General features: G+C 53.7%; 13 protein-coding genes. All 13 read right to left on the reverse strand.

Annotation, left to right across the window (positions count from 1 at the left end):
* Position 1: 1 nt before the first annotated feature.
* The 13 genes from glgC to ACR0MP_RS02185 all read right to left on the reverse strand — a co-directional run bounded on the left by glgC (position 2) and on the right by ACR0MP_RS02185 (position 15154).
* On the reverse strand, positions 2-1261 hold the full coding sequence (glgC, locus tag ACR0MP_RS02125) for a glucose-1-phosphate adenylyltransferase (protein WP_170403649.1): 1260 nt from the start codon (positions 1259-1261) through the stop codon (positions 2-4).
* Between the two features lie 28 nt (positions 1262-1289).
* The gene (gene glgB, locus ACR0MP_RS02130) at positions 1290-3497 is read right to left on the reverse strand and encodes a 1,4-alpha-glucan branching protein GlgB (protein WP_480885694.1); all 2208 of its coding nucleotides are present in this window, start codon (positions 3495-3497) and stop codon (positions 1290-1292) included.
* A complete protein-coding gene (locus ACR0MP_RS02135) occupies positions 3494-5872 on the reverse strand; it encodes a glycogen/starch/alpha-glucan phosphorylase (protein WP_170403644.1) in 2379 nt (792 codons plus the stop codon). Before ACR0MP_RS02135 ends, glgB begins: the two co-directional genes overlap by 4 nt.
* Before the next feature lie 19 nt (positions 5873-5891).
* On the reverse strand, positions 5892-6131 hold the full coding sequence (locus ACR0MP_RS02140) for a helix-turn-helix domain-containing protein (protein ID WP_170403641.1): 240 nt from the start codon (positions 6129-6131) through the stop codon (positions 5892-5894).
* A gap of 161 nt (positions 6132-6292) precedes the next feature.
* Positions 6293-7768, reverse strand: a complete 1476-nt coding sequence (locus ACR0MP_RS02145; RefSeq protein WP_480885696.1) for a mannitol dehydrogenase family protein — start codon at positions 7766-7768, stop codon at positions 6293-6295.
* The gene (locus tag ACR0MP_RS02150) at positions 7756-8529 is read right to left on the reverse strand and encodes an L-iditol 2-dehydrogenase (RefSeq protein ID WP_480760266.1); all 774 of its coding nucleotides are present in this window, start codon (positions 8527-8529) and stop codon (positions 7756-7758) included. The genes ACR0MP_RS02145 and ACR0MP_RS02150 overlap by 13 nt, the downstream gene beginning before the upstream one ends.
* A complete protein-coding gene (locus ACR0MP_RS02155) occupies positions 8526-9530 on the reverse strand; it encodes an ABC transporter ATP-binding protein (protein WP_170383437.1) in 1005 nt (334 codons plus the stop codon). Before ACR0MP_RS02155 ends, ACR0MP_RS02150 begins: the two co-directional genes overlap by 4 nt.
* A 12-nt stretch (positions 9531-9542) precedes the next feature.
* Complete coding sequence (locus tag ACR0MP_RS02160) at positions 9543-10373, reverse strand: carbohydrate ABC transporter permease (protein ID WP_170403632.1); 831 nt, start codon at positions 10371-10373, stop codon at positions 9543-9545.
* A 10-nt stretch (positions 10374-10383) separates the two neighbouring features.
* Positions 10384-11250, reverse strand: coding sequence for a carbohydrate ABC transporter permease (locus tag ACR0MP_RS02165; RefSeq protein ID WP_170403629.1), 867 nt, complete (start codon positions 11248-11250; stop codon positions 10384-10386).
* A gap of 120 nt (positions 11251-11370) precedes the next feature.
* Entirely contained in the window at positions 11371-12678 is a 1308-nt protein-coding gene (locus ACR0MP_RS02170; RefSeq protein WP_170403626.1) for an ABC transporter substrate-binding protein, read from the reverse strand.
* Positions 12679-12792: 114 nt separating this feature from the next.
* Complete coding sequence (locus tag ACR0MP_RS02175; protein ID WP_480893670.1) at positions 12793-13821, reverse strand: LacI family DNA-binding transcriptional regulator; 1029 nt, start codon at positions 13819-13821, stop codon at positions 12793-12795.
* A gap of 894 nt (positions 13822-14715) precedes the next feature.
* A complete protein-coding gene (locus ACR0MP_RS02180; protein ID WP_170403620.1) occupies positions 14716-14940 on the reverse strand; it encodes a YjiS-like domain-containing protein in 225 nt (74 codons plus the stop codon).
* On the reverse strand, positions 14930-15154 hold the full coding sequence (locus ACR0MP_RS02185) for a DUF1127 domain-containing protein (RefSeq protein WP_480885700.1): 225 nt from the start codon (positions 15152-15154) through the stop codon (positions 14930-14932). Before ACR0MP_RS02185 ends, ACR0MP_RS02180 begins: the two co-directional genes overlap by 11 nt.
* Between the last annotated feature and the right edge of the window lie 60 nt (positions 15155-15214).

Below are 15214 nucleotides of genomic sequence, written 5' to 3' on the forward strand. Positions count from 1 at the left end.
ATCACATGTCCAGTTGGTCGATCATCGCTTGGGTAATAAGGCAGACACCGCCTTCTGTGCGTCTGAACCGTTTGGCGTCAAGTTTTGGGTCTTCTCCAACAATCAGACCGGGTGGAATTTTGACACCCCTATCAATCACAACGTTCTTCAGGTAAGCCCGACGCCCGACCTCGCAATATGGCAGGGCGACAGCGCCTTCCAGTTGCGAAAAGGAGTGTGTTTTTACCCCGGTGAACAGCAAGCACTGATACAGTGACGAGCCTGAGATAATACAGCCGCCTGACACCATCGACGAAACAGCCTGGCCGCGGCGCCCTTCCTCGTTGTGAATGAACTTCGCCGGCGGCGTCAGTTCGGAATAGGTCCAGATAGGCCAGTCTGTGGCGTAGATATCCAGACCCGGTTTGAAATCGGTCAGGTCGATATTGGCCTGCCAATAGGCGTCAATCGTGCCTACATCGCGCCAATAGGGTTTGTCCTCAAGCCCAGACATGACACAAGACCGGCTGAAGGGGTGCGCCATTGCGCCGCCTTCGGCTACGATAGTCGGGATGATGTCCTTGCCAAAGTCATGGCTGGATGTCTCCGAATTCGCGTCTGCTTCAAGGATGTCATAGAGATATTCTGCCTCGAACACGTAAATACCCATGCTGGCCAGTGACATGTCCGCCTGACCGGGCATCGGGGGCGGATCCGCAGGCTTTTCAACAAAGCTTAGTACTTTGTCCGTCTCGTCGACATCCATGACACCAAAGCCTTTGGCTTCTTCGCGCGGCACCTCAATACAGCCCACCGTCACCTTCGCGCCGGATTGAACATGCTGCTCAATCATCAGCGAGTAATCCTGCTTGTAAATATGATCGCCAGCCAGCACCAAAATGTATTTCGGTCCATATCCGCGCAAGATGTTTATATTCTGGGTAACGGCATCTGCGGTGCCTTTGTACCAGTTATCCTCATCCAGCTGTTGAGATGCGGGCAGGATGTCCAGAGACTCGTTACGCTCTGCCCGGAAAAAGCTCCAACCCCGTTGCAGGTGCCGGATCAGGCTGTGAGCCTTGTATTGGGTCGCAACGCCGATCCGCCGGATACCCGAGTTCACCGCGTTGGACAAAGCAAAGTCTACGATCCGCGTTTTGCCGCCGAAATAGACCGCTGGTTTCGCGCGGACATCGGTCATTTCCTTCAGACGGCTCCCCCTGCCACCCGCAAGAACATAGGCCATGGTCTGGTTGGCCAATCTGCGACGATCTTGTTTCAACGGGTGTCCTCCCACTATTGGTTCCGGTCTATTCGTGCCTCAATTCAAAGAAAACGGTGGCAAGTGGCGGAACGGTCATCACAACAGACTGGTCACAGCCATGCGCTGCGACTGGCTCGGAATTCAGCCCGTCTCCGTTGCCCTGATTGCTGCCGCCGTAATATGTGGAATCTGTGTTCAATCGTTCTGCCCAATAGCCCGCGACCGGCACACCAACGCGGAATTCCGTCCGGGTTACAGGGGTGAAATTGGCGACCACCAACACCGGCGGGCCGTCATCGGTGCCATAGCGAACCCAAGAGAACACCGAGTCGCTGGCGTTGCCGCCGTCGATCCAACGGAACCCTTCCGCACGCGTGTCTTGTTGGTAAAGAGCGGGCGTCTCACGATAGAGCATATTGAGATCGCGCACCAACCGTTGGACACCTGCGTGGCTGGGGTGCTCCAACAGGTGCCAGTCCAAACTTTGTTCGTGGTTCCATTCGGCAACCTGCGCAAACTCGCCCCCCATGAACAACAGCTTCTTGCCAGGATGCCCCCACATGAAGCCGTAGTAGGCCCGCAGATTGGCTAAGCGCTGCCAATCATCACCGGGCATTCTGTCCAGCAAAGACCCTTTGCCATGAACGACTTCATCATGACTGAGGGGCAGCACAAAGTTCTCGGAAAACGCATAGTGCAACCCGAATGTCATTTTGTCGTGGTGGTACTTCCGGTTCACAGGATTTTCGGCCATGTACCGCAAGGTGTCGTTCATCCACCCCATGTTCCATTTGAAACCAAAGCCCAGCCCGCCCTCCGATGTCCTGGCGCAGACACCCGGGAATGCTGTGGATTCTTCGGCAATTGTCATCGCGTCGGGATGCGCTGCATAAACTGCTTCGTTCATCTGTCTCAAGAAGCCGATGGCCTCCAGGTTTTCACGCCCACCATGGATGTTTGGCACCCATTCGCCCTCTTTCCGCGAATAATCGCGATACAGCATCGAGGCCACCGCATCGACGCGAAGCCCATCGATATGGTATTCTTCCATCCAAAATTTTGCGTTCGCGATCAGATAGCTGGATACTTCTGCCCGGCCGTAGTTGTAGACCAGCGTGTTCCAGTCTGGGTGATATCCTTCCTTCGGGTCGAGATGTTCGTACAAAGCAGACCCATCGAACCGACCCAGCCCGTGCGGATCGGAGGGGAAGTGGCCTGGCACCCAGTCGATGATCAAGCCCATGTCGGCCTGATGGCAAGCATCCACCAGCGCCCGAAAATCATTAGGTGTTCCAAATCGCGCCGTAGGCGCAAACAGCCCGACAGGCTGATACCCCCAAGACCCACCGAACGGATATTCCGAGATCGGTGTGAGTTCGATATGGGTGAAGCCCATGTCGCTGGCATAAACCACAAGATCGGTTGCAAGTTCCTGATAGTCCAGCGACCGGTTGCCAGCCTCAGGAACGCGCCGCCAACTTTCCAGATGTACCTCGTAGATGGAAATCGGTTTATCCACGCGTTGGTGTTGACCACGATTAGCCATCCAATCAGCATCCGACCAGTCGAATTTCCCGAGATCGCGCACGACCGAGGCCGTTTTGGGCGGTAATTCAGACCCAAACCCGACTGGGTCGGCCTTTTCCGGCATCAGATGTCCGTCGGACCCCACGATTTCGAACTTGTATGCTGTACCGTCGCCCAATCCAGGCATGAAAATCTCGTGAACGCCGGTTGCACCACGTCGCCGCATCACGTTTCGCCGTCCATCCCAGCCGTTGAAGTCACCGATAACCGACACCCGCCTCGCGTTTGGTGCCCAGACTGCGAAATGCACGCCAATGCTGCCTTCGTGCGACGTCACATGCGCCCCAAGCGCGCGCCACAACTGACCGTGTGTACCCTCTGCCAAGAGATATTCATCAATTTCGCCAAGAACAGGGCCAAACGCGTATGGGTCTTGTTCTGTCCAGCTATCGCTGTGGTGTGTTAGGCGTAGCAGGTAAGGGAACCGTTTTTTCCTATGCGGGACGGCACCAACAAAAACACCGCTTTCCGCGTCGACTCGCGACAGCGCGCAGAGCTTCCGCCCGGTTTTCTGATCCACAACCTCGACCGTGTCCGCTTCGGGGTGAAAGCACCGGATCACCAACCGTCCATCGACTTCATGCAGCCCAAGGACCGAGAACGGGTCACCATGCTCGCCCTGAGCGATGGCAGCCCTATCCTCGGCTTGGATCAGGTCGCTCCTCATGCCGACTTGCCCAGGGGTTTGATCAGAACACTATCCGCCTGCCAGATGTCGCGGGCATATCCTCTGATTGTACGGTCTGACGAAAACCATCCCATGCTGGCCGTATTCTGCAGCGCCATCGCGGCCCAATTCTGACTGTTGCGATATGCAATGTCGGTGCGGCGCTGAGAATCGAAATAACTGTCGAAATCGCAGGTGACCAGAAAGTAGTCGTGATCGTATAGCGTTCCGATCAGAGAGTGATAGCGCCCCGCTTCCTCAGGCGAAAACAGCCCCTCAAAAATCTGCCCCAATACACGCTCCAACCGTGGGCTGTCTGCAATTGCGGCGCGCGCATAGTCATGCACCCTGCGACGCTCCATGACCTCCTGTGCTGTCAAGCCGAACAGGAAAAAATTGTCCGACCCCACATGTTCGCGGATTTCGACATTCGCGCCGTCCAGCGTGCCGATCGTCAACGCGCCGTTTAGTGCAAATTTCATGTTTCCGGTGCCTGAGGCTTCTTTCCCTGCGGTCGAAATCTGCTCGGACAAATCTGCGGCAGGGATCAGGTTTTCAGCCATCGTAACGTTGTAGTTGGCGGGATAAACAACCTTCAGAAGATTACCCGTGACAGGATCGGTGTTGATGACTTTTGCCACATCGTTGATCAGCCGCACAATTTGCTTGGCAACGTGGTAACCCGGCGCAGCTTTGCCTCCAAAAAACTTTACCCGAGGTGTCCATTCGACTCTTGGATTGTCCCGCATCTCGTTCCACAGGGCGACAGTTTCCAGAATATTCATAAGCTGGCGCTTGTATTCGTGAATGCGCTTGATCTGGACGTCGAAGATCGCGTCAGGATCAACCGAGACACCACATTTGGCAGCGACCCAGTTCGACAACTTTTCCTTGTTGTGTCGTTTTGCGGCGCTGAAGTCGCTGAGGAAGCCGCGATCTCCGGCGCGGTGCTTGAGCTGTTTTAGCTGCTCCAAATCCGCAACCCAACCATCACCGATTTCGCGAGTGATCAGATCGCTCAGAACAGGGTTGCAGGTGTGTAACCAGCGGCGGGGTGTGATGCCATTGGTTTGATTGATGATACGTGCCGGATGAATGCGGTTCAGATCGGCAAAGACTGTTTCCTTTACCAGATCAGTATGCAACGCTGAGACGCCGTTGACTTTATGCGCCATGATAAAGGCCAGCTCGCCCATATGGACTTCGCCGTGTTTCAGGACGCGCGGGCTGCCGGGAAACTCCTGCTGCTGTTGCTCATCAATGGCCCGAATGATCTCCAAATGTCGCGGAAGGACGCGGCCTAGCAACCCTTCGTGCCAGCGTTCCAGTGCTTCTGGCAACAGCGTGTGGTTGGTATATCCAAGGCACCGGCGGGCGAGAGAAATCGCCTCGTCCAGAGGCAAATCATGCTCATCAACCAAAAGGCGTACCAGTTCGGGTCCCGCAATCGCCGGATGCGTATCGTTAAGCTGAATGGCTACCGCATTCGGCAATTCGCGAATGTCGCCATGATCGCTCAGGAACCGGCGCAGCAAGTCCATGATCGATGCGGCGGTAAAGAAATATTCTTGCTTAAGTCGCAGTTCCTTGCCTGCATCGGTCGTATCGTCCGGATACAGAACGCGCGAAATCGTACGTGCCAGAGCCTCGGACCGGCTGGCCGCCAGATAATCGCCCCGATTAAAGCTCTCCAGATCGAACTCATTCTCTGGCCGGGCCGACCAAAGCCTCAGAGTATTGCCCCACGCGCCTTTCCATCCAACCACTGGCGTGTCAAAAGCCTGCGCCTGAACGGTGTCAGCGGGATGCCATTCAGCTTGACCGTCATGATGGCTAACATAGCCACCAAATGAGATACGATAGCAGGCCTCGGGACGCACGAATTCCCATGCAAATCGCTGGTTCAGCCAGGTTTCTGCTTTTTCAACCTGCCGTCCATCGACAAAGCTCTGCTCGAACAACCCATGTTCATAGCGAATACCATAGCCGTAGGCAGGTATTCCAAGGGTGGCGAGGGAATCCATGAAACAGGCCGCCAACCGACCAAGGCCGCCATTACCCAAAGCGGCATCAGGTTCGTCGTTAAAAACGACGGAAATATCCTGACCAAGATCCTCAAGGGCCTGCCTGACCTTTTCTGTAAGTCCTAGGTTTGCAGTCATGTCTTCGACCAGCCTGCCGATCAAAAACTCCATCGATAGGTAATAAACGCGTTTCGCACCAGACTGATACGTCTCGCGCGTGCTTTCAAACCAGGGGTCAACGATGCGATCGCGAAGTGTAAGCGAAACCGCCATACGCCAGTCATAGATCGACGCGTGCTCGGCATCTTTACCGAGTGAGTAAGTGAGATGTCTGAGGATTTCTGGTTTCATGTTAGAGTGGCTGCCCCGTTTACGCTGAATTGGATTTGATGGCGACGCCTATACCGTCAGACGTGCTGCCATGTTTTAGAAATTGAACGCCTTCATCCTCCAGCGTGGTGCGCATTGCTTCAATCATTGCGTGGTTTACGCCTTTTTTTCCAGCTTCAAATCGATGCACTGTCATATGAGAAACGCGCGTCAAATCCGCAAATTCTTTCATAGAGAGCCCAAGCACGTGACGGGCCATTCTCAATTGCTCTGGTTTCACGTTATTCTCCCGACTTTGGGCTTCGCGGTTGAAGCATGTGTGCTTTGCATGAGCTAATTCATATCAGCTCAGACACATCTGTAACTCAAGCGGCTGACAGTGCTACCCGATCGACTTTTGTCTTGTAACAAAAGTATTCGCCACAAAATGACTGGTCCGACTCACACTTCTTCAACGTACTCAATAAGGGCTGCTTCACATCCATCCTTCCAAATAAGGTTGAGCCACTCAGAGAACGCATCTGAGAACTCCTTAGCGTTCTGTAAATCGCCATAAATCCAGGATTGTTCGAGCCATGCGACCGGATTTGATTTCGCGGCAAGCGCGGCCTCAGACAGTTTGCCCCAAACGGGATCGTTAGCCTCGATCACACTACCATCTTCGCGCTTGCCTGCACACATGCGGGCCCAAAGAGCTTCGACGAGGGCTAGGCCGACAATAGAGCGACTTGCCTTTAGCTGGTCTCGAATGATCGGCATAACGAATCCCGTATGGCGCGCCGAGCCGTCGAAAGCCACTCGTCGGGTTGTGTCCACAATTCGTGGATTTGAGAACCTACTTTCAATTAGGCTTATATACTCTTCCGGGCTTTTTCCGGATACGGGTGCAACTGTTGGTGCTATTTCGGTTCTTTGAACTTTGCCAAAAAACTGCGAAAGCTGCCTGTGCTTCATGCATTCGGAAATCGTCTGAAGCCCCAGGATCTCTCCGGCATTTGCGAGAACTTGATGCCCAGCATTGAGGACGCGAATTTTCATAGTTTCAAACGCATGAACATCGTCAGTGAAAATTGCGCCAACATTGTCCAAGTCGGGGCGCCCTGCGCAGAAACTGTCTTCTATCACCCACTGACGATAGGCTTCGTGCGTGACGACCGCGGCGTCATCAATGCCAAAGTCTATGGCGAGTGCCAGTTCGCTTGGACCGGTCGCGGGGGCGATGCAGTCTACCATCGAATTTGGAAAGGACGCATTGGCGTCGATCCAATCGGCAAGTTCAGGGTTGGTCATTCGAGCCAACGAAATGACAGTTTGCCGAAGGACGTCACCGTTACCTTGCAGGTTATCGCAGCTGAGCCCAGTAAAAGGCATATGCCCTGCATCACGTCGCTGACCAAGCGCAGCCACCATGGCTCCAAATACGGTGCGGGGTTTCAGCGGGTTTTTAGCGTCGTGAAGAACGTCGGGGTGGTTGGAGTCAAACTCCTTGTTGACTGGATCGATGTAGTACCCACTTTCTGTGACCGTCATAGTTACGACGCGAATCGTAGGATTCGACATCATGCGAACTAGCGCCCCATTGTCATCTTCAATAGGCAAGTAGTCGATCATGGATCCTATGACCTCGGCAGAGATTTTTTCCGGGTCGAGTTCGATCAAGGTTGTAAGGCAATTCTGGGCGAGCAATTTATCGCGCATAATCGCATCATAAGGGCGTACGCCAGCACCGATGATTGCCCAATCTTTGGCTTTGCCTTGCTGCATCAAACGATGCAGGTACCAAGCCTGATGCGCACGGTGAAAATTGCCGACCCCTACATGAACAATGCCAGGTTTCAATGCGGCACGGTCATATCTTGGGCGTTCGACGGTCAGTTGATCGAGTGTTGAATTCGATAGGGAGATCAGCTCATCCATTGCCCACCATCCACGTTGTAAGTTTGTGCGACGATGTAGTTCGCCGCATCACTTGCCAGAAAAACAGCCATTCCGGTCAAATCGTCCGGTGTGCCCATGCGTCCGTAGGGCACGGCGGCATCAACTTCCTGTTTCTTTTGTCCGGGTGCCTTGTCTTCGTACTTGGCAAAGAACGCATCCACGCCGTCCCAGTGCTCGCCGTCGACGACACCCGGAGAAATCGCGTTCACGTTTATGCCGTGCTTGATCAGGTTCAGACCCGCCGACTGAGTCAGGCTGATGACCGCCGCTTTTGTCGCGCAATAGACTGCAACCAACGGCTCACCGCGCCGTCCGGCTTGACTTGCCATGTTGATGATCTTGCCACCTTTCCCGCGCTCAATCATGCACCGCGCTACGGCCTGCGTCGTAAAGAGAGTACCCGCTACATTGATGTCAAAAGCGCGCTGATAGTCGGCGCGTTCGATTTCAACAATCGGGGCTGCTGTGAAAAGTGCTGCGTTATTGACCAGAATGTCTATATGCCCGAACTCCCCTATTGTATTGCCCACAGCGTTGTCGATGCTGGCCTGGTCGGTCACATCCATAGCCACCGCGATTGCATTTTCTCCAAGTGCGGCAGCGCTTTGGCGAGCGCCATCAATATTGATGTCGGCGATGGCGACTCGAGCGCCTTCACTGACGTAGGCTTCGGCAAAGGCCCGCCCGATTCCTCGGGCGGCACCTGTGATCAGGGCTGTTTTTCCAGCCAGTTGCATTATTCGATCCTTAGACCTTGAGCGTCGAACTTGTGCAACTTGTCCATTTGCGGTGTCAGGTAGATCGTGTCGCCGTGCTTGGCCTGAATGTCACCTGTAATCCGCACGGTGACCATGTCAGCAAGACCCGTGTCATGGACGTGAATGAAGGTGTCCGATCCCAGGTGCTCCGCCACACCAACGACGCCTTTCCACATTCCATCAGTCATGCTGACATCTGTGTGTTCAGGACGAATGCCGATTGTGGTTGCCCCGTTTTTCTCGGCCTCAGCACCTGAGATCAGGTTCATTTTCGGAGACCCTATGAACCCCGCGACAAATTCGTTACGTGGACTGTGATAGAGCTCTAGCGGTGACCCCACCTGTTCGATCACGCCAGCCCGCAAAACGACGATCTTGTCCGCCATGGTCATGGCTTCAACCTGGTCGTGGGTCACGTAGATCATTGTCGTCTTGAGCCGTTCGTGAAGTTCACTGATTTCAAGCCGCATACCAACACGCAGGGCCGCGTCGAGGTTGGACAGCGGTTCGTCGAAAAGGAATGCCGCCGGTTCCCGAACAATTGCCCGGCCAATAGCAACGCGCTGACGCTGACCGCCCGACAATTGCCCCGGACGCCGATCCAGATAATCGGTGAGGTTTAGCGCCTTTGCGGCTCCTTCAATCCGGCGGTTTTGTTCATCTTCATCGATCCCTGCCATTTTCATCGGGAACGCGATGTTTTTGCGCACCGACATATGCGGGTACAGAGCGTAAGACTGGAAAACCATTGCCAAACCGCGCTTGGCAGGAGGCACATCCGTTGCATCCGAGCCATCAATTTCGATATGACCCGTAGTGATGTCTTCGAGTCCCGCAATCAGGCGCAGCAGTGTGGATTTACCGCAACCCGAAGGTCCAACAAAAACCGTGAACTCGCCGTCTCCAATCGTGAGGTCCAGAGGCGGAATGACTTGAACGTCGCCGAAGCTTTTGGTCACTTGGTTGAGTTTAATTTGTCCCATTGGTCAAGTTCCTTATTTGACGGCGCCGAAGGTCAGGCCGCTGACAAGTTGTTTCTGGCTGAACCAGCCAAGGATGAGGATTGGCGCAATGGCCATGGTTGATGCTGCACTGAGTTTGGCAAAGAACAGGCCTTCGGGGCTGGAGTAGCTAGCAATGAAGGCCGTCAGCGGAGCCGCATTGGCTGCTGTAAGGTTCAGTGTCCAAAACGCCTCGTTCCAGGCCAGAATGAAGTTCAGCAGCAAGGTCGAAGCTATGCCGGGAACTGCCATCGGTGTGAGAACGTGAAGGATTTCCTCTTTCAGCGTCGCACCGTCCATTCGGGCCGCTTCAAGGATCTCACCTGGGATTTCCTTGAAGTATGTGTACAGCATCCAGACGATGATCGGCAGGTTCATCAGCATGAGGATGATGACCAGCGCGCCTCGGCTGTCGAGGATGCCAAGTTTGATGCAGATCAGGTAGATCGGGTACAGAACACCAACCGCCGGTAGCATTTTAGTGGACAGCATCCAGAGGAGAATGTCCTTGGTGCGATTGGAAGGAACGAAAGCCATCGACCAGGCCGCGGGGACCGCCACGATGATACCCAATATTGTCGAACCCCCGGCGATGATGATCGAGTTCCAAAGGAACCGGGCGTAGTTGGACCGCTCCATCACCGCAGAGTAGTTTTCAAGCGTCCAGTCAAATGCCAGGAACACCGGAGGGTCTGCGATTGCGGTAGCTTCGGTTTTGAAGCTGGTCAGGACAGTCCAGAGGATCGGAAAAAAGATCAGCAGTCCAACACCCCAAGCGGCGGCTGTGTTGATGATCTTACGTTGTTGAGTTACTGCGCGGGCCATCTTTTCCTCCTCACGCGTCCAGGTTCTTGCCGACGATGCGCATCAGGAAGATCGCAACGATGTTGGCGAGAATGATTGCATAGACACCACCAGCGGAACCGAGGCCAACATTCTGACTTTCAAGAACACGTTGGAAAATCAGATAGGTCAGAGTACGGGTGCCAAACGCGCCTCCGGTCGTGACAAATATTTCTGCAAAGATTGCCAGCAGGAAGATCGTCTGGATAAGAACCACGATCGTAATCGCACGGCTGAGATGTGGCAGAGTGATGTAACCAAACCGCTTCAGCGGCGGAGCACCATCCATTTCTGCTGCTTCCAATTGTTCACCGTCCAGAGACTGGATTGCCGTCAACAGGATAAGCGTTGCGAACGGCAACCATTGCCAGGAAACGATCATGACGATTGAAGGCAGTGAAGCCTCAGACAGCCACGCGATCGGCTCAGCCCCGAAAAAGCGCCACAGATGGGCAAACAGACCGTTTACCGGGTCCATGAACATGTTCTTCCAAACCAAAGCTGAAACCGTCGGCATAACAAAGAATGGTGCGATGACCAGAATGCGGACGACACCTTGGCCCCACATTGGCTGGTTCAGCAATATTGCCAGCAATACGCCAAAGATTACTGTGATCAAAAGGACCCCGCCAACGATGGTCAACGTGGCGATCACCGACGGCCAGAACGCGCTGGAGCTGACAAAGCGAACATAGTTTTCGAAGCCGACCCACCCAAGGTCTCCGCCACGCAGCGGCAGGTATTGTTTGAACGAGAAAATGAGCGTCATGATCAATGGAACGAGCATCCAGCCGAGGAGCAAGATGACCGCTGGGGCCATCATAAGCCGCGCCGCTGATCGGGAGTGTTTAGTAGCCATCGGGCATACCTCCTCTGTTGATTGCCATAAGGCTATCTTAAACAGTGCAAAGTTTTTGAGAATTGATGGCGTCTCGGGCAACACTTGGGAGAAGAGTGTTGCCCGAGACCAAGGGAATGCTCAGCGGTAGCCAGCTGCTTCCATAGCGTCGTTTGTAAGTGCCTGAGCTTTGGCGAGCGCCTCATCAACGGTTTGCTGACCGGCATAGACAGCCGAGAACTCCTGGCTCACTTCGGTAGCGATGCCCGCAAATTCCGGAATTGCCACAAACTGGACGCCAACGTAGGGAACCGGCTTAACCGTCGGATTTGTGGGGTCTGCCGCTAGAATTGAGTCCAGCGTCTTCTGGGCAAAGGGAACTGCCTGATAGTTGGGGTTTTCATACAGCGATGTTCGTGCACCCGGCGGTACGTTAGCCCAACCTTCGTTTTCGGCGACAAGTTCAATATAGTCTTTTGACGTTGCCCATTCGATGAATGCCTTTGCTGCGGCTTCCTTTTGAGTTCCGGCAGGAACTGCCAGCGCCCATGCCCAGAGCCAGTTTGCTTTCCTGTCGACACCTTCACTATTCGGCGCTAGCGCGAAACCAACCTTGTCGGCGACAGTTGAGTCATCAGGATTGGTCACAAACGAAGCCGCAACGGTGGCGTCAATCCACATGCCGCACTTGCCCTGCTGGAAAAGGTTCAGGTTTTCATTGAAGCCGTTGGTCGCATAGCCCGTCGGGCCGGATTCCTGCATCATTTCGACAAAGAAGGTCAGCGCCTCTTTCCACTCTGGCTGATCGAACTGGGCATTCCAGTCTTCGTCAAACCAGCGCGCACCGAAGGAGTTGCCGGTTACGGTGATAAACGCACCACCTTCACCCCAGCCCGCCTTTCCGCGCAGGCAGATACCATTGATGTCATTGTCACGGTCGGTCATTGCTGCGGCAGCTTCGCGAATGAATTGCCAGGTTGGTGCCTCAGGCATTTCCAGACCGGCCTTCTCCATCAGGTCGGTGCGGTACATGATCATCGAACTCTCGCCATAAAATGGCGCTGCATATAGGGTACCATCGTGGCTCAGACCGGCTCGCATGGCTGGCAGGATATCATCAGCGTCATACTCAGCTGAAAGGTCGTCAAGCGAGACCAGCCATCCATTGGCACCCCAGATCGGAGTCTCGTACATGCCGATGGTCATGATGTCGAAAGAACCACCCTTGGCGGCGATGTCCGTGGTGACACGCTGGCGCAATACGTTTTCTTCCAATGTGACCCACTCGACCGTGTGGCCAGTCTTATCAGTGAAGTCCTGAGTCAACCCCTGCATGCGAATCATGTCGCCATTGTTCACGGTGGCGATGACAAGATTCTCTGCTAGTGCGCCACTTGCAGTGACGAGTGTCATTGCCGTCGCCGCATATAGAGCTTGTTTGAATGACATCCTAATTCTCCTCCTCGTTGGATGATGACTTCGACCTTAGTCAAAATCACAACGCGAAGTCAATTATAAATTTACGCGCGTAAATTTTAGGCTGACTGCGAGATTAGTGGTTTCTTATGCCGACTCCCGCATGATCAGACGGCCCTCGAACAGTTTTTCCTGTCTTTCCGGCGGGACTTCTCCCTTTTCAAACAATGCAAACAATGTGGACACCGACCAATTCGCGATACCTTCATAATCCTGTGCGATCGTTGTCAGAGGGGGGCATGTGAACCTTGAAAACGGGTGATCGTCGTGGCCTGCAATCCGGAGATTGCATTCCGGACCATGACCAACTTTAAAGCCAAGGCCATAAGCCGCTGACAAAAGACCGATGGCAAAGCGATCATTGCTACATAGGATCGTGTTGGTCTTGAATGCCCCCTCAGACAAGAGCCGGCCACCCTGGACTTTCCCAATTTCTTCGAAGTCCCAGCCTTCTCCGTTCACTTGAAATATATTCGGTGTCTGACCGTGCCGCTCCATACTTTCGATATAGGCTTGCCTATGCTTATTGGCGTTGGGGTTGAGCGGTTTTTTCATTTCGAAAAAACAGGGAGGTTCACCGCTGCGGCAAAGGTACTCGACCATCAAATTGACGCTCTGAAAGTGATCGGTGCCAACAAATGCTCGTCCTACATTTTGCATGTTGGCATCAAACAAGACGACTGGAATCTCGGCATCAAATGCTTTAACGGCGTCTTTGTCTGACAGCCTGCCAAAAGGTGCCAATAAGACGCCAGCAGGTTTCAGGGATTTGAGTGAATTAAGGTTGTCTCGCTCCATTTCAGGATTGCCGTGTGAACTAAGTAAAATCGGGCTGTAGCCGGCCTCTATGCACGCAAGCTCTACGCGTCTGCCGATCTCGGAAAAGAATGGGTCAGCCAGATTGGGGACTACAACTCCAATGTTCTTGGTCGTGCGCCGGTTTTGGTTCATCGCGAATACATTCGGATGATACTCATACTCTTCCAGTGCTGCTTCGATCTTGTCTCTTGTGGAAACACGCACGCTTTCTGGATCGTTGAAGTATTTTGAAACGGTAGGTCGGGAGATCCCGCTGATGGCCGCAAATTCTTCCATGTTTCGGATTTTGCGTTTCAATTCTTGCCTCACACCAATTTTCAACATGTCGCGCGGAAACTTGTAGTAAATTTAGAGATGAAGGACCCGAAGTGTCAAGTCGGCTAGAAAGGGTTAAGTTTGCTCGCTTCCGCACTCATTTCAATCTTGACCGTTTTGTCCCAGGTTCGGCTCTCAAGCAACGAGCAGATCGCGATGCAAATAGCCCATGCCCAGTTATAGCATGAGCACACGTTTTGATTTCGATCACGCGTCATCGGGTTGGGGGATCAACCGCAACCCCCGCACTCAAGTTTCAAGTTGACGCAGATGATGTTCCGGGCGACCTGCGGGACTGTTTGGCCGCCGCAGTTAACCTTATCCGGGTAGTGCTGAAATCTCTTTTTTCCGCCATTGCGAACATATCTCTAAACAAAGCACTGCAAATCCCAGGGGCTCGGTCGTTCAGCTTTAACAGCGGTCGCTGCCTAGATCTTCCACATTTATGTATGAAAGACACCGCGTAGCTCCGCAAGGCCCCTTACCTGCCTGCAAAACACGGCCCATATGCGATTTTGTCTTAACCCGGAACGTTCTATGCGGAGTTCAAGCTGCCACTTCCGTTTACAGCTCCGCAAAACCGAGCCCATCGCATCTGGACAGCTAATTTATGTATTGGTCACAAATGTAAATTTTGTCGCCAAAACGGAGATGACGGACGAGCGGATCTCGTGATGTTCTCCTGCCTCTCATCTTTCGCGGCTCCTGCTTGGCAGGGTGGTTTGGGCCAGCATTTTCGGGAGGAGGTGAAAATGCTGGCCCTTTGCGTTGGCGCTCCCTGTTGGCTTTTTCGCCGCCGCTTATGCTGGCTAACTCTGGGAGGAGCGAGAACCAGCAAATTTCGTGTGAGCTTCTGCCCTGAGGGCCTCCGCTCTATTAATCAGCCATCAATTTCGCGGCATATTCCGGGATATCGGATCGCGAAATTCCGATCTGAGCGAGCTGATGGTCGTTCATACTCGAAAGCGTGGAGAGCATCCGAGCCATTTGCAGTGCCTTCAAGGCAGCATTTGTAGTGGATCCAACCCACCCCAAGAAGCTGATTGATAAGGCGATAACGTGACCGCGATCTGCACCAGCAGCTTGAGTGTTAGCAGCCATACGCAGCCTCCATAGCAAGTTTTTTGATGCTACTGCGCGGAATACCCAGATCTGTTAAGTCGCGGTCAGATAGCACCGAGAGCTCATAATACGTCGCGCGGTAAACCCTGCGATTGGCCTGTGCCTTTCGCATCGTGTCTATTTTTTGATGAAAGAACGTGCGGCCAGCTTCGAAAATGACATCCAGCCCGCTGTTTGATCGAGTAATTGTCATGATATTGCCTCGTCCGTTGCTGCAATGCAGTATTTATGCTGCAATGCAGAGATACGTGTG

The organism is Ruegeria sp. K3, from assembly GCF_056531845.1.